At 52.8% G+C, this 20,058-nt stretch carries 18 protein-coding genes; all 18 read left to right on the top strand.

The genetic code is table 11. The features are described 5' to 3' along the window. Positions 1 to 196 precede the first annotated feature (196 nt). The gene (locus tag MRY16398_RS21505) at positions 197 to 1,036 is read left to right on the top strand and encodes an ABC transporter ATP-binding protein (protein WP_125125147.1); all 840 of its coding nucleotides are present in this window, start codon (positions 197 to 199) and stop codon (positions 1,034 to 1,036) included. Then, on the top strand, positions 1,026 to 1,907 hold the full coding sequence (locus tag MRY16398_RS21510; protein ID WP_125125148.1) for an ABC transporter permease: 882 nt from the start codon (positions 1,026 to 1,028) through the stop codon (positions 1,905 to 1,907). Before MRY16398_RS21505 ends, MRY16398_RS21510 begins: the two co-directional genes overlap by 11 nt. Then, entirely contained in the window at positions 1,904 to 2,977 is a 1,074-nt protein-coding gene (locus tag MRY16398_RS21515; RefSeq protein ID WP_223878727.1) for an ABC transporter permease, read from the top strand. The genes MRY16398_RS21510 and MRY16398_RS21515 overlap by 4 nt, the downstream gene beginning before the upstream one ends. Before the next feature lie 47 nt (positions 2,978 to 3,024). Further along, positions 3,025 to 4,041, top strand: coding sequence for an ABC transporter substrate-binding protein (locus MRY16398_RS21520; protein ID WP_041852249.1), 1,017 nt, complete (start codon positions 3,025 to 3,027; stop codon positions 4,039 to 4,041). 42 nt (positions 4,042 to 4,083) lie between these two features. Then, positions 4,084 to 4,731 (top strand): TetR family transcriptional regulator C-terminal domain-containing protein, encoded by a 648-nt coding sequence (locus tag MRY16398_RS21525; RefSeq protein ID WP_125125149.1) that lies wholly within the window; start codon positions 4,084 to 4,086, stop codon positions 4,729 to 4,731. A gap of 234 nt (positions 4,732 to 4,965) precedes the next feature. Further along, on the top strand, positions 4,966 to 6,354 hold the full coding sequence (locus MRY16398_RS21530; RefSeq protein ID WP_232034354.1) for an NAD(P)-dependent oxidoreductase: 1,389 nt from the start codon (positions 4,966 to 4,968) through the stop codon (positions 6,352 to 6,354). Continuing rightward, positions 6,347 to 7,651 (top strand): NAD-dependent dihydropyrimidine dehydrogenase subunit PreA, encoded by a 1,305-nt coding sequence (gene preA, locus MRY16398_RS21535; RefSeq protein WP_071193938.1) that lies wholly within the window; start codon positions 6,347 to 6,349, stop codon positions 7,649 to 7,651. Before MRY16398_RS21530 ends, preA begins: the two co-directional genes overlap by 8 nt. 197 nt (positions 7,652 to 7,848) lie before the next feature. After that, positions 7,849 to 9,297 carry a dihydropyrimidinase gene (hydA, locus tag MRY16398_RS21540; RefSeq protein WP_125125150.1) on the top strand — a complete coding sequence of 483 codons (1,449 nt, stop codon included), beginning with the start codon at positions 7,849 to 7,851 and terminating at the stop codon, positions 9,295 to 9,297. A 24-nt stretch (positions 9,298 to 9,321) separates the two neighbouring features. Then, positions 9,322 to 10,608 carry a Zn-dependent hydrolase gene (locus tag MRY16398_RS21545; protein ID WP_125125151.1) on the top strand — a complete coding sequence of 429 codons (1,287 nt, stop codon included), beginning with the start codon at positions 9,322 to 9,324 and terminating at the stop codon, positions 10,606 to 10,608. A gap of 291 nt (positions 10,609 to 10,899) precedes the next feature. Continuing rightward, positions 10,900 to 12,138, top strand: coding sequence for an EAL and HDOD domain-containing protein (locus tag MRY16398_RS21550; RefSeq protein WP_041852254.1), 1,239 nt, complete (start codon positions 10,900 to 10,902; stop codon positions 12,136 to 12,138). Between the two features lie 611 nt (positions 12,139 to 12,749). Beyond that, complete coding sequence (locus tag MRY16398_RS21555; protein ID WP_052249340.1) at positions 12,750 to 13,205, top strand: winged helix-turn-helix domain-containing protein; 456 nt, start codon at positions 12,750 to 12,752, stop codon at positions 13,203 to 13,205. An 87-nt stretch (positions 13,206 to 13,292) separates the two neighbouring features. Next, a complete protein-coding gene (locus tag MRY16398_RS21560; protein WP_172600677.1) occupies positions 13,293 to 13,880 on the top strand; it encodes a fimbrial protein in 588 nt (195 codons plus the stop codon). A 56-nt stretch (positions 13,881 to 13,936) separates the two neighbouring features. After that, positions 13,937 to 14,527, top strand: a complete 591-nt coding sequence (locus MRY16398_RS21565; protein ID WP_071193942.1) for a fimbrial protein — start codon at positions 13,937 to 13,939, stop codon at positions 14,525 to 14,527. A 65-nt stretch (positions 14,528 to 14,592) separates the two neighbouring features. Beyond that, positions 14,593 to 15,171 carry a fimbrial protein gene (locus MRY16398_RS21570; RefSeq protein WP_071193943.1) on the top strand — a complete coding sequence of 193 codons (579 nt, stop codon included), beginning with the start codon at positions 14,593 to 14,595 and terminating at the stop codon, positions 15,169 to 15,171. A 252-nt stretch (positions 15,172 to 15,423) separates the two neighbouring features. After that, the gene (locus MRY16398_RS21575) at positions 15,424 to 15,996 is read left to right on the top strand and encodes a fimbrial protein (protein ID WP_125125152.1); all 573 of its coding nucleotides are present in this window, start codon (positions 15,424 to 15,426) and stop codon (positions 15,994 to 15,996) included. A gap of 45 nt (positions 15,997 to 16,041) precedes the next feature. Then, positions 16,042 to 16,761 carry a fimbrial biogenesis chaperone gene (locus tag MRY16398_RS21580; RefSeq protein WP_071193945.1) on the top strand — a complete coding sequence of 240 codons (720 nt, stop codon included), beginning with the start codon at positions 16,042 to 16,044 and terminating at the stop codon, positions 16,759 to 16,761. Between the two features lie 87 nt (positions 16,762 to 16,848). Further along, positions 16,849 to 19,476 carry a fimbria/pilus outer membrane usher protein gene (locus MRY16398_RS21585; RefSeq protein WP_125125153.1) on the top strand — a complete coding sequence of 876 codons (2,628 nt, stop codon included), beginning with the start codon at positions 16,849 to 16,851 and terminating at the stop codon, positions 19,474 to 19,476. A gap of 267 nt (positions 19,477 to 19,743) precedes the next feature. After that, positions 19,744 to 19,986 (top strand): biofilm development regulator YmgB/AriR family protein, encoded by a 243-nt coding sequence (locus tag MRY16398_RS21590; protein ID WP_071193947.1) that lies wholly within the window; start codon positions 19,744 to 19,746, stop codon positions 19,984 to 19,986. Positions 19,987 to 20,058: the final 72 nt, after the last annotated feature.

Consider the following 20,058-nt stretch of genomic DNA (forward strand, 5'->3'; position numbering starts at 1 on the left):
ACCGAATTCGCCCTGACTTCCCCACACCGCCTTGCCCCACGACCACGCACCATTGTCGACATTTGCACCAATTTAGCCATCAAAAAACCTTATCTTGCCGCCAAAAAGCGCGAAAAACCGCCTTTTAACGCCTGGCACAAAAATGGCATAGAGAAACAAACTTAACCAGTTAGTCAAAAAACAGGGGAGGCCTGGAATGAGCCAGTTGATCTATGCAGAGGAATCTGCGGTCGTACCGTTAAAACCGGCAACCGCCACCGCACGGCCTGCCATCAGGGTAAACCAGGCCAACGTGATTTATCCGGCAGCCGACCAGCCGGTACATGCGCTCAAAGACATTAACCTGACCATTCGCCAGGGGGAGTTTGTCTCGTTTATCGGCCCTTCCGGCTGTGGCAAAACCACGTTATTGCGTGCCATTGCAGACCTCGAACCCATCACCTCCGGCGAAGTGCTGGTTAACGATATGTCGCCTTCGGAGGCACGCCAGGCGGGGGCCTACGGCTATGTCTTCCAGGCCCCGGTCCTCTTGCCATGGCGCACCGTGCTGGCCAACGTCAAACTGCCGCTGCAAATCCAGGGCGTGCCGCCGGAGCGCTGCGACGAAATCGCCCGCGAGCAGTTGGCACGCGTCGGGCTAAAAGGCTTTGAGAAAAAATATCCGTGGCAGCTTTCCGGCGGCATGCAACAGCGCGTCTCCATTGCCCGTGCGCTGGGTTTTGAACCCAAAATTCTGATGATGGACGAACCCTTTGGCGCGCTGGATGAACTGACGCGCGACAACCTCAACCAGCAGTTACAACAACTGTGGTTTAACGAACAGCGCACGATGGTCTTTGTGACCCACTCCATTTCCGAGGCCGTCTACCTGTCGACCAAAATTGTGGTGATGTCGCCGCGTCCGGGCAGAATTGTGAAGGTAATTGACTCCCCGCTTCCCGCCGGGCGCTCCCTTGCCATTCGCGATACCTCCGCGTTTTTACAGCTCGCCGCCGATGTGCGCGAAGCACTGGTGGAGGGACATCATGACCATTAGTCAGCGTCTGCATCTGCACGTTCTGCCCGTCGGCAGCGTATTGCTGGTGGCGTTGATCCTCTGGTACGTGCTGGCTTTCGCCCTGAATGCTTCCGGGGTGATCGACCGTGTACTGACCCCGCGCGGCCCCTGGACAAGCACAGACCTGATTGCAGCCTCCCTCAATGCCACCCGCCCGCTGCTGCCTGCGCCGCATCAGTTGGTTATTGATATCTGGAACAGCATCACCCAGTGGCCGCTCACTTCGCCGCGCAACCTATTACTGCATACCTGGGTGACCGCCAGCGCCGCGCTGACCGGTTTCGCCATGGGCGTGGTGTTAGGCGTACTGCTGGCGGTGTGCATTGTCCATTCACGGACGCTCGATAAAGCGCTGATGCCGTGGATTGTCGCCTCGCAAACCATTCCGGTACTGGCGATTGCCCCCATCGTGCTGATTATTCTCGGCAGTCTGGGGGTTACGGGTATGCTCCCCAAAGCCACCATCGCCATGTACCTGTGCTTTTTCCCGGTCACCATCGCCACCGTGCAGGGGCTGCGTTCGCCGCAAAAAATGGAGATGGAACTGGTGCATACCTATGCCGCCAGACGTGTCGATATCTTCTGGGTGGTGCGTCTGCCCTCCTCGTTGCCCTATCTCTTTCCGGCTTTTCGCGTCGCCATTGCCAGTGGTCTGGTCGGCACGATGGTGGCAGAGCTGCCCACCGGCGCACAGGCCGGGCTGGGGGCAAGGCTGCTCACCGGCTCCTATTACGGCAACACCATTCAGATCTGGTCTGCGCTGGTGATGGCCTCCCTGCTGGGCCTGGCATTAACCGGGCTGGTAACCCTGACCGAACGGCTGGTGATGCGCCAGCGTAAGGGGGCATGATGAAAAAAAATACAACGCCAGGCACCCTGCTGTTAGTCAGCGCCTTCATTGTTGCCGTTCTGTCGCTGATTCAGTTAAGCGGAGACAGCGATGCCGCTTATGGGCTTCGTTTCCATGCGCTGCTGCTTGTTGTCTGTTCGCTGCTGGCCTGTTCACAGACGGCTTTACGTAGCGTGCTGTTCGCCGCTGCGCTCGCAGGCAGCGCACTTTGGCTTGCGCTGTTGCCGTTTAATGGCCTGAGCACCCTCGCCCTGGCGCTGCTTGCCGCCGTCAGCGTACAGCGACTGGCGAGCGCCCCGGTCCCGCCTGCCGCCGTCGCCGCGCTGCTCGGCATCTGGCTGCTGTGGTTCTGGCAGATTCTGGTCACCGGCTTTGCCGTTCCGCAGGTCATCCTGCCTGCGCCACTGGATATTCTCACGGCGTTAGTCGACGGCGTCTCGCTACTGGCGGGTGACCTGGTACAAACGGTTCTCAAATCGGTGCTGGTGGGATATCTGCTGGGTTGTGGTTTAGGCATTGGCGTGGCGCTGCTTATTGACCGATTACCCTTCCTGCAACGCGGGCTGCTGCCGGTCGCCAGCCTGACCAGCACCGTACCGCTGGTTGGCGTCGCGCCTATCGCGGTGATGTGGTTTGGTTTCGACTGGCCGTCAAAAGCTGCCGTGGTCATTCTGGTGACCTTTTTCCCGGCGCTGGTCAGCACGCTTGCCGGGCTGAAAGCGAGCGGCAAGCTTGAGCAAGAGCTGATGTATTGCTACGCCGCAACGCCCCACCAGCAGTTGCGCATGCTGCGCCTGCCCGCCGCACTGCCTTTTATTTTTAGCGCCCTGAAAGTGAACGCCACCCTGGCGCTGATTACCGCCATCGTCGCCGAATATTTTGGCTCACCGACCGCCGGGCTTGGCTTTCGTATCTCCACAGAATCGGCGCGCATGCATATGCCCATCGTGTGGTCAGCGATTGTGGTGTCGTCGCTGGCCGGTTCGCTGATTTACACCTTGCTGGTCCGGCTCGATCGCCGCGTAAATTTCTGGCATCCCTCGATTCGCGGGATGGCAACGGAAAAGTAAAACAACATAAAAACATGATGATGCACACTAACCCGAGGAGTTATCCCATGATGAAACGTTCCGCTTTTCGCCGGGGGTTGTTGCTGGCGGCAATGTCTGTGGCTTTTACCTTTTCAGCACACGCAGCAGAGAAAGTCACGCTGCAGTTGAAATGGGTGCCGCAGGCACAATTCGCTGGCTACTACGTGGCGCAGGAAAAAGGGTTTTATAAAGAGGAAGGACTGGATGTCACGATCAAACCCGGCGGTACGGATATCTCCCCGGTTCAGGTGATTGCTGGCAAATCCGCGGATGTCATCGTCAACTGGCTGCCGGATGCGCTGGCCTCACGCGAGGCGGGCGTGCCGCTGGTGAACATTGCCCAGGTTTATGATCGTTCCGGGATGATGCTGACCTGTAAAAAATCGAGCGGCATTAAAACGCCTGCCGACTTCAAAGGTAAAACGCTGGGCGTCTGGTACGGCGGCAATGAGTACCCCTTCTTCAACTGGATGAGCAAACTGAACCTGAAACCGGGCAAAGACATTACCATCCTTAAACAGGGCTTTAACGTTGATCCACTGTTGCAGGATCAGGCAGCTTGTATCTCCACCATGAACTACAACGAATACTGGCAGTTGATCGACGCAGGCTTAAAAGAAGCGGATCTGATCACCTTCCCGTATGAGGATCAGGGCGTTTCCACTCTCGAAGATGGCCTGTATGTGCTGGATTCCAGCCTGAAAGACCCGGCGTTCGTCGCCAAAATGGCGAAGTTCCTCAAAGCCTCGTTCAAAGGCTGGGATTACGCGGTGAAACACCCGCAAGAGGCGGCGAAAATCGTGGTTGCTGAAGATGCGTCCGGCGCCGCCACCGAAGAGGTACAAACTCGCCAGATGGAGAACGTGGCGAAGCTCATCACTAACGCCAACACACCGAAAATCGGCTATCTCGACCCGGCGGCCTACCGTCGCACCATTGATGTTTTACTGCACAGCGGTGGCGATACTCCGGTAATCAAAAAAGATCCGGGTGACAGCGCGATGACCCATACCGTCTGGGATGCCGCGGCGAAGCTGAAATAACCCCTCCCCCGCCAGGGAGGGCGGATTTCACTGGAGCCTGTCATGAACGAAAGCCTGCTGAGCGGCATTGCGGTCTCGCTGGAGAAAGGGCGTATTCGCCAGGATAACGAGGCGATCATTATGCCCGCAGCCGAACGGGTTTTCGCCCGTTATGGATTTCGCGGCACCACCATGCAACAGATTGCCGATGCCGCCGACCTGCCCAAAGCCAATCTGCACTACTATTTTGGCAATAAACAAACCCTTTATTTGCGCGTGCTGGAGTGCATTCTGCACGACTGGCTGGCACCGCTGGAGGGGATCTCTGCCAGCGCCGATCCCAAAACCGCGCTGGAAGAGTATGTCCGTAAAAAGATCGGCTTTAGTTTCGCCCGCCCGGAAGCCTCCCGCCTGTTCGCCAATGAGATCCTGCAAGGCGCGCAGGTGGTTCACCCGCTGCTAAAGACCCAACTTCGACAACTGGTAGCGGAAAAGGCCCGCATCCTGGATGGCTGGATTGCGCTCGGCAAGCTCTCTGCGATGGACACCACCCACTTCTTTTTTACCGTCTGGTCGATGACCCAAACCTATGCGGATTTTGATATTCAGATTGCCGCCGTGCTGGGAGAGGACTCACACAGCAAGACGGCACAGCAACGGGCGACAGAACATGTTTTGCGTTGCGTCTGGCGGATCTGCGGCCTTGAATGAATCTTGCAGCAAAATGCAGCAAACAGCGTCAAATAAGGTGCGAAATGCACCAAAAAACAGCAGTAAAAGTCCGGTTATTTTATTCATGTTTCTCTGGGTCCCTGAATTTACGCGTCATGCAGCAAACTTGTCGCAAATGGCACGTAATTAGCATGGTTATTACGCGAAAACTTAACCATCTGGTCAGGATTTTAACGCGGGGAGAGATAACCCCACTGACAATTCAGGAGAAGCATGATGAGCAACGATTCAGGTAGCCACGCCCAGGGGATCCAGGCCGCACGGCTTGCTCCCGACGCGTATGCCCGCGAGTTTGCGGACTGCGCGCCCCCGTTAACGGCCACCCAGGCGGTGATTGAAGCAGAACGCTGTTACTACTGCTTTGACGCCCCCTGCTCCCGGGCCTGCCCGGCGGATATTGATGTGCCGAGCTTTATCCAGCGCATCGCCCAGAGCAACGATCGCGGTGCGGCAGAGGTCATTTTACGCGCCAATGTGTTAGGCGGGATCTGCAGCCGCGTCTGCCCTACCGAAACCTTGTGTGAACAGGCCTGCGTACGTAACGCTCAGGATGGTCGCCCACTTAATATTGGCCTGCTTCAGCGCCACGCCACCGATCATTTTTTTGCTAACCCCGGTAAACCGCTGTTCGTTCGAGGGCCTGAAACCGGCAGGCGTGTTGCCGTGGTCGGCGCCGGTCCCGCCGGGCTTACCGTCGCTCATCATCTGGCGATAGCAGGCCACAGCGTGGATCTCTTTGATGCCCGCAGCAAAGCAGGCGGTCTGAATGAATACGGCCTTGCCAGCTACAAAGTGACCGACGATTTCGCCGCTCGCGAAGTGGCCTGGCTGCTCTCCATCGGCGGTATTACGCTGCACACGGGTCAAACGCTGGGCGAAGATTTCAGCCTCACGCAGTTACGGGCCAGCCACGATGCGGTATTTCTCGGCCTTGGGTTGGCGGGTGTTAACCAACTGGAAACCGACGACGCAGAACCTGAAGGCGTTTGTGAAGCGGTGGATTTCATTGCCAGGTTGCGCCAGTGCGCGGATCTCAGCGAGCTCCCCGTTGGCCGCAAAGTGGTGGTGATTGGTGGCGGAATGACCGCCGTCGATGCCGCCGTTCAGGCGAAAAAGCTTGGCGCTCAGGAGGTCACGCTGGTCTATCGCCGTGGCGCAGCACAGATGAAAGCCTCAGAAAAAGAGCGCCAGTGGGCACAGCTTAATGGTGTAACGATACGCCTGTGGGCCGCCCCTCTGCGCTTTGAGCAGCACAATCACCAACTGACCGGCGTGACGTTCAGCGTGGTGCGGCAAGGTGAAGTCAGCAATGAGACCTTCACGCTGGAGGCCGACATGGTGCTTAAAGCCATCGGTCAGACCTTCGACAGCACCCCTGTCGGGCAAGCCATCCAACTTAAACACGGGCGTATTGCCACCGACGAGTGCGGCCGCACCTCGCTGGCGGATGTCTGGGCCGGAGGTGACTGCTGTGCGGGCGGCCTTGACCTGACGGTCGATGCCGTACGCCAGGGCAAACTCGCCGCCCGCTCTATCGCGCTGGCCCTCACTATCTCCGACGCCGCTAACGCCACCTCATTTCAGGAGCACTCTCATGGCTAGTCTGCATACCGATTTTCTGGGCATCAAAAGCCCCAATCCGTTCTGGCTGGCGTCTGCGCCGCCCACCGACAAAGAGTACAACGTGGAACGCGCCTTTCAGGCGGGCTGGGGCGGCGTGGTGTGGAAAACGCTCGGGCTGGATCCGCATGTGGTGAATGTCAGCGGGCCGCGCTACGGCACTCTACTCGGGACCGATCGGCGCGTTCTGGGGCTGAATAATATCGAGCTCATCACTGACCGTACGCTGGCCATCAACCTTGAAGAGATTACCCGCGTCAAAAAACGCTGGCCCGACCGGGCGGTAGTGGTGTCGATCATGGTGCCCTGCGAAGAAGAAGCGTGGAAAACCATTCTGCCACAGGTAGAAGCCACGGGGGCAGACGGTATCGAGCTTAACTTCGGTTGCCCGCATGGCATGAGCGAGCGCGGGATGGGCGCGGCGGTCGGCCAGGTACCGGAATATATCGAAATGGTCACCCGCTGGTGCAAACAATATTGCAGCCTGCCGGTGATCGTCAAACTGACGCCGAATATCACCGACATTCGTTACCCGGCGAGAGCCGCGAAAGCGGGCGGTGCGGATGCCGTGTCGCTTATCAACACCATTAATTCGGTGATTGGCGTCGATCTCGACCAGATGTTGATGTCGCCGCATACCGGCAGCCAGGGTTCACACGGCGGCTATTGCGGCCCGGCGGTGAAGCCGATTGCGCTGAATATGGTTTCGGAAATTGGCCGCGACGCGCAAACCCGTGGACTGCCGATTTCCGGCATTGGCGGCATCTCCACCTGGCGCGATGCGGCGGAGTTTATCGCGCTGGGGTGCGCAACGGTGCAGGTCTGTACCGCCGCGATGGTTCATGGCTTCCAGATTGTGCGCGACATGATAAGCGGCCTTGAGAACTACATGGACCAGAAAGGATTCCGGACCCTCGAAGACTTTCGCGGCATGGCGCTGCCAAGCGTTACCGACTGGCGCTATCTCAATCTCAATCATGTAGATAAAGCGGTGATCGACCAGGCGTCGTGCATTAAGTGCGGGCGCTGTCATCTGGTGTGTGAGGACACGTCGCACCAGGCGATTTCCGCCACCACGGGTGACGAACGGCGTTTCGAAGTGCGCGAAGAGGATTGTGTCGGCTGCAACCTGTGTGCCTCGATTTGCCCGGTGGAGAACTGCATTTCACTGCGCAGTCTGCAACCCGGCGAAGTGGATAAGCGTACCGGCAAGGTGGTGACGGACCAGTATGCCAATTGGACGACGCACCCGAATAACCCGATGGCGCAATCAGCGTAGTTGACGGGGGTTGGGGTGCGGCCTGCTCCCCCTCAGACCCTCTCCCTCAAGGGAGAGGGAGAAAAGCAGGCCCGGCGCGAATCCTGTCACTCAGTGAGAGTGGGCTCGATCCAGTCCCCTCGCCCCTTTGGGGAGAGGGTTAGGGTGAGGGGAAAAGAACATAACTAATCAAACCAAAGCACTACAGGAGAAAACGAATGCGTAACCTGTTGATCAAAGGCGGAACCGTCGTCAACGCCGACCATCAGCGTCGTGCCGATGTGCTCTGTGTCGACGGCGTCATTGCGGCCGTCGGCGATGCATCCCAATGGGACATCCCCGCCACAACCGAAACCGTAGACGCGGGCGGGCTGTATGTCATGCCCGGCGGCATTGACCCGCACACTCATATGAATTTCCCGTTTATGGGCACCACCACGGTCGATGACTTCTACAGCGGCACCGCTGCCGCACTGGCGGGCGGCACAACCACTATCATCGATTTCGTCATCCCTAACCCACAACAACCGCTGATGGACGCTTATCAGCAATGGCAAGGGTGGGCGGAAAAAGCGGCGTCCGATTACAGCTTCCACGTCGCCATAACCTGGTGGGACGAAAGCGTACGCCAGGACATGGGCACGCTGGTCCAACAGGAAGGTGTCAATAGCTTCAAACACTTTATGGCCTACAAAAACGCCATCATGTGCGATGACGAAACCCTGATGAACAGCTTCCGCCGCTGCCTTGAACTGGGGGCGATGCCGACAGTACACGCGGAAAACGGCGAGATGGTTTACCTGCTGCAACAAGAGATGCTCAAGCAAGGCATCACCGGGCCGGAAGCCCACCCCCTCTCCCGCCCGCCGGAAGTGGAAGGTGAAGCCGCCAACCGCGCCATCACGGTCGCCAGCATTATGGGGGTGCCAATTTACGTGGTACATGTCTCCTGCCGCGAATCTGCTGAAGCCATCGCCCGCGCGCGTGGTCGCGGGCAGCGCGTCTATGGTGAAGTTCTCGCCGGGCATTTAGTCATTGACGACAGCGTCTACCGCCATCCGGACTTTAGCTTTGCCGCCGCTCACGTCATGAGCCCGCCGTTTCGCGACAAATCCCACCAGTCAGCGCTGTGGCACGGCCTGCAATCTGGTCAGCTCCACACCACCGCCACCGACCACTGCACGTTTTGCGCCAACCAGAAAGCGGCGGGCCGCGATAATTTCACAAAAATTCCCAACGGCTGCGGCGGCGTGGAAGAACGAATGGCGGTCATCTGGGATGCGGGAGTCAACAGCGGACGCCTGACACCGAGCGAGTTCGTGGCGATTACCTCCGCCAATACCGCGCGCCTCTTCAATATTTATCCGCGTAAAGGCTGTGTGGCACAAGGTGCCGATGCAGACCTGGTGCTCTGGGACCCGGCGGGCAGCAAAACGCTCTCCGCCAGCACTCATCATTCGCGCAACGATTTTAATATTTTCGAAGGCCGCACGGTAACCGGCGTACCGGCTTTCACCATCAGCCAGGGCCAGTTGGTATGGGTTGATGGCGACCTGCGCGCCCGCGAAGGCGCGGGGCGCTATATCAAACGTCCGGCGTTCGGCCCGGATTTCAGCGCAGCGGCTGCATGGGAGCGCCAGCGCGCCCCGCAGGCCGTCGCCCGCTAATCACCTGACATTGAGGAAAGAATCATGAGCAGTGAAGTCATTTCACCAGATACGAACAGCATCGATATCAGTGACCTGCGGGTTGATGGCGAGCGTCTGTGGCAATCATTAATGGACCTCGCGCAAATTGGCGCTACCCCCAAAGGCGGAGTCTGCCGCTTAACGCTGACCGACCTCGACCGTCAGGGTCGAGATTTGGTCGTCGGCTGGGGCAAAGCGGCCGGGTTGACGGTCGAAATAGATCAGATCGGCAATGTCTTCATGCGCCGCCCAGGCCGCAACAATGCTCTAAAACCGATTGTCTCCGGTAGCCATATCGACACCCAGCCAACCGGGGGCAAGTTCGATGGCAACTTTGGCGTGCTCTCGGCGCTGGAGGTTATTCGAACCCTGAACGATCGCGGTATTGAAACCGAAGCGCCAGTAGAGATGGTTTTCTGGACTAACGAAGAAGGCTCACGCTTTGTGCCGGTCATGATGGGCTCCGGCGTCTTCGCGGGTATCTTCCCGCTGGAGACAGCCTATGCCGCAACCGACACCGAAGGAAAATCGGTGGAAGATGAGCTGTTCAAAATTGGTTATGCGGGCGACGTTGTACCGGGCGACCACCCTATCGGCGCCTATTTTGAAGCCCATATCGAGCAAGGCCCCATCCTTGAAGATCAGGACATCACCATCGGCGTGGTGCAGGCAGTGCTCGGTATTCGCTGGTATGACTGTACCGTCACGGGGATGGAGTCCCACGCCGGACCAACGCCCATGGCGATGCGCAAAGACGCCCTGCAAGTTGCCACACATATCATGCAGGAAGTAGTCAATATTGCCGGGCAATTTGCGCCTCACGGACGCGGGACCGTAGGCATGGTGCAGGTGCATCCTAACAGCCGCAACGTCGTGCCCGGCAGTGTGAAATTCTCCATCGACTTTCGCAATATGACCGACGCCGAGGTGGACAAAATGGATGCGGCCTTAAAAGCGTACATTGCGCAGATTGAACAACAAACCGGGCTGAGCGTAGCGCTGCAACAGGTCTCCCACTACCCTGCCGCGCCTTTCCACCCGGATTGTAAAGAGGCCGTACGACGGGCAGCGCAAAAATTAGGCTACTCTTCTATGGATATTGTCTCAGGCGCCGGACATGACGCGGTGTATATGAGTATGCTCGCACCTGCTGGCATGATTTTTATTCCCTGCAAAGATGGCATCAGTCACAATGAGATAGAATATTCCGCGCCGGAACAGGTCACGGCCGGGGCAAATGTCTTGTTACACGCTATGCTGGAAAAAGCCGGAGTTGTCTCCCGGTCATAACCGGGTTCCCCTCATTAAAAACCCGGTTGCAGGCAATCGGGTTATTTTTTTAGCGAACTGAACATTTTTTCAGAAAACCGGTTCAATAATGCCCTGTAAACGTAGATGGGATTTGACTTAAGTCCCTAAGAAGTTTACAAAAGATACTGCCTTCTGTAAGACCCACATGCGTCTTTGCCATTTTCGTCCAGGCTTCCCTTTCATCGGTAAGAGAAAATGCTGGGGGATTAACCGGTTACATACCTGTTTAACCGGGTTTTGATATCTACAGGCATCTGTATGGAGTATCCAATGTTTTCTTTTGTCGCCCGCCAGGCGATTTTTGACGAAAATATGAACACAGTCGGTTATGAGCTGTTGTTCAGAGACAGCATGACGAACCGGTTTCCCGACGTTACTCCGGAATATGCCACTGCCCAAATTATCGTAGAACAATTTCTTGGTGCGCCGCTGGGCCGTCTCAAGGAATACAGCGCGATCTTCGTTAACTTCCCCTATGAACTGTTAATACAGGGCATGGCGGAGACCTTGCCCAAAGATCGCGTGATTGTGGAAATACTCGAAACGGCTGAACCCACGCCACGCCTGCTTAAGACCGTAAAACAGCTTTATCAGCACGGTTTTCGTATCGCCCTGGACGATTTCGAACTCGGCGATACGTGGAACGATTTTCTGCCCTATGTCAGCATCATCAAATTTGATGTGCGCATGAGCACGCCGGAAGAGATCAAAGAGTACATTGAAAGCAAAGCTGAGCTGCTCAAGGGCACAGTCTTTCTGGCCGAGAAGGTTGAAACGCAGGAAGAGTATGAGTGCTACCGCAACCTCGGCTGCACCCTCTTTCAGGGGCACTTTTTCAGCAAGCCGGTCATTCACGCTAACAACAAGCTTATCCAGAATCAGTCCGTAACCTTAAAGCTGATGAAGGAAGTGAACACTGACTCACCGGACTTCGCCAGAATCGAAGCGCTGCTAAAACAGGATCTTGCGCTCTCTTTCAAGCTGATGCGTTATGCGCAGAACATCGTCTTCAACGCCCGCGGCATTAAAAACTTTCGCAGCCAGTCGCTCAAAGACATCATCTTTTATCTTGGCGCCAATGAGCTACGCCGGTTCGTGCTGGTGGCTTGCCTGACGTCGGTGAATGTCGGCAAGACCGATGAAATCTACCACCGCTGCCTGATTCGCGGAAAGTTCTGCGAGCTGGCTGCTGCCCGTTCCATCAGCCGTCATTCATCGGACGATGCCTTTATTGTGGGCCTGTTCTCGCAACTGGACGATATTTTCGAAATGCCGATGGCGGATTTGATTGGCCAGATTGACGTCTCAAGCAATGTAATGATGGCGCTTAAAGAGAAACGTGGCCCGCTCTATCCTTATCTGCACCTGGCGCAACTGTATGAAAACCATAAATGGGAAGATGTCAGCGCGCTGGGCCATCGGCTCGGCTTTAACCGCAGCGTGGTGGCTGAATTGATCACCACGGCAACACAGTGGGCAGATGATATCCCAACGGGAATTACCAGCTAACTCCCCCGGGTTTGTAAGCAGTTCGTATTGAAACATGTTTTACAAACCCACCTCTTTTCCACTCCCACAACGCTCGTTTCTATTTCATTAATAAATAGATGTACAACTTCTATTCACACTAATGGATCAAAAATGCTATTCACTCTGTTTTCGCTTCCTAATTATTACGGGAATCGCTATTCTTTACTGCCCCTGAAATATATTCAACACATCAATACATTGAATGCTAATATAATCTCCATTTATTTACCCCATTTAATTATTAACACAAACAAAACAATTCGAATTAAAATCCATTAATAGGCTAAAAAACAGGATAATTATTTTAGTATAAAAGGATGAAGATTTTGTGAGTTCAGGCACGATTAAAATCAATCTCGCCATACAAAGCTTCACTTGTTACAAGATCAATAAAATTTTACACTAGGAATAGTCAATAACTTAGTATTCCACCTTGATTCTATGGTTTAATGAAATAAAGTTGATTAACGAACGGAAAAATCAATAACATTCACCCCGTCAGCAACACAGAGAAGAATTATGATTAAGCAGGCAGGAGCGCCAGTCAGTCTTAATCAGCCCTTCCAGGATGAGAAGGAAGATTAAGGACAATGGTCAAACTCACAGTGTATGGATATCGTCTTGGCGAACGCAACGAAGTTGAGTTCCTGCCGTTTAAAAGATGTCTACTGCTCCCCGAAACACCGGGAAAAGCGGTTGAATACCTCAGACCAACCATGGCAAACCTGTTGGAGTACCTGTTGGCACATGCCGTTGGTGAAATTGTCCCGGATAAAACCCTGCAAATCCAGGTCTGGGAAAATAACGGGCTGAGCTGTTCCAGCCAGCGTTTGTGGCAGGTGATGCATAATCTGAAAAATAAATTGGCGCTGGTTGGTCTGCCGGATAACTTTATTATGCGTATTACCGGCAAAGGCTACATGATCGCTAACGAAATGGTGATGGAACTCTACTGTAAGCGCAGGCAGTTCTCTAAAAACGGCGCAGAGTATCCATTACAGCGTACAAAGACCTTTGAATCATCCATGAGCAGAATGATTGAGTAGAAAACATCACAACTTAAATTAAAACTTTTACTCGAAAGTATAATCAATGATTAACTAATGGACAGGGTTAAATCGAAGGGAAAATCGATGAAGAGCTTACTTTTAGTGCCGGTGGTTATAATAGCAATATCTCTGGTAAATACCGCCAACGCAGCCACTAATGGTACGGTTAACTTTAGCGGTAAACTCAACGACCAGACCTGCCAGGTTGTGCTGAATAACGGAAGCAGCGCAAGCGGTACGGTGCAATTACCCACCGTGTCGAAAGAGCTACTGACAAGTGGCGGTGGGCGTACAGCAGGAAAAACACCGTTTACATTAACATTAACCGGCTGTAAGGCAAGTTCGACCTCATTTGGCGTGACCGCCTATTTTCCTGCGACTGCGTATACAGATAGTGGCGGTTTTTTAAAAAATCTAGAAACGGGCACAACGGCTGCCGAACGTGTCGTCCTTGAAATACTTCAAAAAAACGGTACCACCGAGACGCCTTTAAGAATAGGAAAGCCAATTACTGATGCCAGCTATAAATATACCATCGTTGCCGCTGGTGCTACATCGGTGACTATGTATTACGCAGTGCGATACAAAAACGGTTGGGCCAGTGGCTCTCAGTACGACACAACACCTGGCAAAGTCAAAGGTATCGCCATTTACGAATTAGCGTATCAATAGAAGATATGTCACCAATAATTAACTTACGGAATAGTAATATACCAAAGGGAATAGTGATGAAAAAATTACTTTTAGTGGCGTCTGTCACAGCAGCAATATCTCTGGTAAATACCGCCAGTGCAGCTACCAGCGGTACGGTAAACTTTAACGGTAAACTCAACGACCAGACCTGTCAGGTTGTACTGAACAACAGTAGCAGTGCAAGCGGTACGGTGACATTGCCAACGGTGCCAAAAGAAAAGCTCGCCACGAGGTATGCTCAGGCTGGTAAGACACCGTTTACATTAAAGTTAACCGGCTGTAAGGCCAGCACAACATCATTTGGTGTATTGGCTTATTTCCCTAATAGTCCATATATACAAACCACCTCTGCTTATGGCTTCCTGAAAAATATGGAAAGCAGCTCAACGGCAGCCGATGGGGTTATGCTTACAATATATAAAAAAGACGGCACTACCGAGAAGCAGATCAATTTAGGAAAATCAATTACTGATTCCAGCTACCAATATACTACCGTTGCCGCCAATGCAACGTCTGCGACCCTTGAATACAACGTAAATTACATTAACTACCGTACTACGGGCAGTTCTCCCGCAACAGCCGGTAAAGTCAAAGGTATCGCCATTTACGAATTAGCCTATCAATAACCAAAAGATAAAACGCATAACCGATGATCATTTAAAACGACAGGAACATATCGAAGAGAATATCGATGAAAAAATTACTTTTAATGGCATCAGTCACTGCGGCAATATCTCTGGTAAATGCCGCCAATGCCGCCACCAGCGGCACGGTAAATTTTAGCGGTAAACTCAACGATCAGACCTGTCAGGTTGTACTGAACAACGGTAGTGCAAGCGGGACGGTAACATTACCAACCGTGCCAAAAGAAAGATTACCAGAAAAGTTTAGCGAGACAGGAAAGACAGTTTTTACATTAAAAGTAAATGGCTGTAAGGCTGGCTCTACCGCATTTGGCATATTGGCCTATTTCCCACCTACTGCTTATATAGAAAAAATGGACAACTATTATAGCTTCTTAAAAAATTTGGAAACAGGTGTAACGGCAGCACAAGGGGTTTACCTGACAATATATCAAACGTTCGGAACAAGTGAGAAAGAGATCAGATTGGGAGAACCCGTTACTGATGAAAGCTATCGATATACGACGGTTGATGCGGGCGCAACGTCGACTACCCTGAGGTATAGCGTGAGCTATATAAGATGGGACACAGCGGTCACACCGGGCAAAGTTAAAGGCATGGCAGTATACGAATTAGCCTATCAATAAGCTATAGCGGGCCCAGTAACAGCGGGTAAGGTCAGGGGTATTGCTATTTACGAATTATATTACAAATGATTTTTGCAGTACAAAACCATTCCATAAATACATAATTGGAAAGTAGGGAAAGCATTAGGTAGAAAAAGGATATCGCAGTTATTCATCCTGAAGTACTTAATAAGAAATTGATAATTACGCAGCGGTAATTATTGCTGATAATTATCATTCACAACGAGTAAGTTCATATCAAAGGGAATATTTATGAAAAAGATTCTGTTAGTCGCCTCTATTGCCTTCGCAATGTCTCTGGCGAATGTCGCAAATGCAGCAACTGGCGGTACCATTACTTTTACCGGTAAAATCTCTGACCAGACCTGCCAGGTTGTACTGAACGGCAGTGCCAGTGCTACCGGCACCGTAACATTAAGAACCGTACCGAAAAGCTATCTGGCGACCGTAGGCTCTACGGCTGGTTCCGAGGATTTCACATTAGATCTGACCGGTTGTACTTCCTCCGCGACCGCGTTTGGCGTGACCGCGTACTTCCCGGATAACTCCGCAAACATCGATACAGCCACCTCAACGCTGAAAAACAAGGAAACAGGCACAACAGCAGCAACCAACGTTGGCCTTGAGCTGGTGGACTTTGCAAGCGGTGTTGCCGTGCCGTTAGGTAAATCCATTAGCGATACTGGCTATAAATTTACCACCGTTGCTGCAAATGCCACCTCAGCCACCATGAAGTATAGCGTGCGCTATAAAAACAACGGTTCTGGAGCGGCGACAGCGGGTCTCGTGAAGGGCGTTGCTGTTTATGAGTTAGCTTACCAATAATTAAAAACAGGGGGGCTTCCCCCCTTTTTTCCAAAGGAACTGGATATGTCTTATTACGCCAAAATTATCTCCGTTGCACTAGGAGCAATATTGATGACGGGTCTTGGTAATATTGCCAACGCCAGTATTGTGCTAGATGGCACACGCGTAGTTTACCCAGCCGGAAAAAAAGAAGTCACGGTGACGGTATCCAATCAAAATAACAACCCAGTATTAATACAAAGCTGGATTGATAGCGGAAACCCGGATGATGCCGCCAGTCAAAATACCCCTTTTATTTTGACGCCGCCAATTAATCGCATTGACGCAGGTAAAGCGCAAACCTTGCGTATCAGTTACTTGGGCTCGGCGACACTGCCAACAGACCGCGAGTCTGTATTTTACTTAAACGTGCTGGAAGTCCCGGCAAAAGCTAAAGACATGGACGAGAAAAGTAAGCTTAATATTGCTTTTCGTTCACGTATAAAATTGTTCTACCGTCCGAATGATCTTCCTGGTTCAGCAGCGGACGCAATGGAAACGCTGCACTGGAAAATGAAAAGCGGCGGCGTAGAAGTGACCAATTCATCGAAATTCTACGTTTCCCTGGTCAATATTATATTTACCTCTGGCGGTAAAAAAATGGCCACCAAAGGCAAAATGATTGCGCCCGGCGCGACGGAATTTCATGAAATTCAGGACAGTTCAATAACCAGTATAAACCAATTAAGTTATACCACGGTGAACGATTATGGCGGCTATACCGAATTTAAAGCCAAACCATAATATCCGGCGGCATAAATAATTAACGAAGAATGTTTTTATCACAAAAATAAAAATGCATTCAGGGACGAAGACTTTTCGGGAGTTATTATGAAAATATCCACCGTACGCTATCACCCATTATTGTTTAAAGCTCGGTTATCGCCACTGGCTTTAATGTTAATGATAGCGTTCCCGGTCGGTATTGCGGAAGCGCAAGACGATAAACCCCGCGACTATGCACGACGCAACGTTGTGGAATTTGAATCCGACCTGTTACGTCTGGATAGCGGCAGTAAAGTCGACCTGAGCCGTTTCTCCTTTGGTTCTAGCGCCTCACCCGGTATCTATCGGGTGAGTATCTTTATCAACGGCGCAGAAGCGGCCAATGAAGAGGTGGAATTCAAAGCCGACGACGACCGGCAAGTTTACCCGTGCCTGACACCGCGCCTGATTGAGCTTATCAACTTTAACGAAGACAATCTGCCGTCTGAAATGCGCCAGGCGCTCGCGACCCCGGCAACTTGCGCCAATCTGGAAAAAATTATTCCAGAGGCCAAGTTCGAATTTGACAGTAACAAGCAGGAGCTTTACATCGAGGTACCGCAGGTATACGTCAACCGTATTGCCCGCGGTACGGTCAACCCGGAACTGTGGGATAGCGGCGTTCCGGCGCTCCTCTTCGGCTACTATGCAAACGCCTACGATTCAAAATACAGCAACGGTGGCAACAACCGTTCTGTCTATGCCTCGCTTAATGCCGGGTTAAATATCGGTGCCTGGTACTTCCGCCACAACGGCTCTTATAGTTGGCAGGATGGCATGGGCGGCGAATACCAGGTCTCTAATAGCTACTTACAGCGTGACATTAATGCTATTCGCGGCCGTGCGGTTGTTGGTGAATATAACACTACCGGGCAACTGTTCAGCTCATTGCCCTTCACAGGCGCGCAAATCGCCAGTGACGAACGTATGCTTCCGGAATCACAGCGCGGTTACGCACCGGATATTCGCGGTGAGGCCAAAACCAATGCCAAAGTCACCGTTAAGCAGCTAGGCAATATTATCTATGAAACGACCGTCACCCCCGGCGCCTTCGTTATTAACGATCTCTACCCTGCAGGTTACGGTGGCGATCTGGAAGTCACCATACAGGAAGCCGACGGCAGCACCCAGCAATACACCATTGCCTACGCCTCTGTCGCCCAGTTGCTGCGCCCCGGCTCCCAGCGCTATAGCGTCACTGCGGGCAAATTGCGCAACGCTGGCGTCTCTGATGACCCCATGTTCTATGAAGCCACCTATACGCGCGGCCTGACGAATATTTTCACTGGCTATGCCGGGGCACAGGTAAGCGAGCATTATCAGGCTTATCAGCTTGGGCTGGCGACAGGCAGCATAGCGGGTGCCATCAGCGTTGATGCCACCCATGCTATCAGCCAGTTGGGTAACCGGGCTGGCGGCAAGAAAACCGGCCAGAGCTACCGTATTAGCTACAGCAAACTGTTCAGTGAAACCAACAGTAACGTAACCCTTGCCGCCTACCGCTACTCAACGGCAGGCTATATGGAACTTTTAACCGCCTTACAAACCCGTGAAGTAGTGGCAAACGGCTACGATCCCAATAGCATCTGGCGCTCGAAAAACCGTTTTAACGTGAGCTTTAACCAGGGATTACCCGAAAAATGGGGCAGCCTGTTCGTCAGTGCCACGCTGGAAAACTATTGGAACAGTGACAAGAAGGGCTATAACAAACAGTACCAGATAGGCTACTCCAATAACTGGAAGCGGATGAATTACAGCATCAACGTTGGTCGCAGTAAAACCAACGACGGACGTGATCAGACATCCTGGTACTTTAACGTCTCTTTCCCTCTCTGGGAAAGCTGGGAAACGCAGGCCCCTTATTTCAGCCTGAACTACAACCAGGATAATAATGGCGGCAAGTCTGAGCAGGCCATGTTGTCTGGCTCTATGGGCAAAGACGGCAAATATAACTATAACCTTACCGCCTCACACGACCAGGGTGGCACATCAGGTAACATCAGCGGCGGTATGACAGGCAGCATAGCGACGGTAAATGGCGGTTATAGCACAGGCAGTGGTTACCACAGTATGTCGCTGGGTTTATCTGGCGCTCTGGTAGCACACTCCGGCGGGGTGACCTTTACCCCTTATAACAGTGACACCTATGCGTTGGTGGAAGCGAAAAACGCGAAAGGTGCCAAACTTAGCGGTTACGCAGGTACTAGCGTCGACAGCTTCGGTTATGCCCTCTTCCCGTCGTTGTCTGCGTATCAGATGAACCAGGTCGCCATTGACCCGGAAGGTTCGTCACTGGACGTAGAATTTGATAATACGGCGCAACGAATCGCGCCGCGTGCGGGCGCTGTAGTGAAAGTGAAATTCAACACCAACAAAGGGACACCGGTACTGATTGCCACCTCTTTTGGCGGCGAAAACTTACCTTTCGGGGCAGAGGTTCTTGATGAAAACAATACCTCTATCGGGGTCGTAAACCAGACCGGGGCAATCTATGCCCGCGTCAAGGAAGACAAAGGCACGCTGTTGGTCAAATGGGGCAATAGCACCGATGCAAGCTGTAAAGTGAACTATATGCTGGCGCCAACGAAGAGCGATGCCCAGACCAGCCATATCCAGCAGTTCACCAGTCCATGTCTGCCGGTGCAAGGCCCGATAACTAAAGGTCCAAACACCGAACTGGCCAGCGCTCAGTAAGCGAAAGCGCAGCAAACGGTTTTCGTCAAAGCATCCATAGTTGCCGCTATGGATGCTTTTCTTTTATTAACAATAAGTTATATATGCTTTCAACAACACCGCGCTTTATATAACTTCACGTTATATTAATAGATGAAAATTAACTGCATTTTTATAGTGTTCCCATTTGTAAAGATACCCTTCCCTGTCTACTTTTATCAGGCAAAACGAAACACTCCCGCCATCGTGGGAAAGAAATCAGCCTCTTTTTGACAGGTGCATTTGTTGATGAGCGTTCATGAAATGGATATTGAATCCCCCGCAGCCCCGCATCTGGACACTAACGATACCGGGCAGCAGATTATTGCCAGGATCCGCACAGCGCTATTGGCCCGTAAATCCATGGCCACAAATAAGGACATTATTCTGGAGTTGCTGGTCAGGCTGGAAACCGAAAAAGACATGGCAAAACTGGAAATTTACCGAAGTGCACTCGAACGCGTGGTGCATGCCACGCCGGATGATATCTAAGCTCTGCGTCTCGTTTCCTCCACCTGCGGGTGGAGGTTTTTTCTACATTATTCCGGGTCCGACCACTCCCCT

The organism is Phytobacter sp. MRY16-398 (assembly GCF_003925915.1).
Classification (GTDB): domain Bacteria; phylum Pseudomonadota; class Gammaproteobacteria; order Enterobacterales; family Enterobacteriaceae; genus Phytobacter; species Phytobacter diazotrophicus.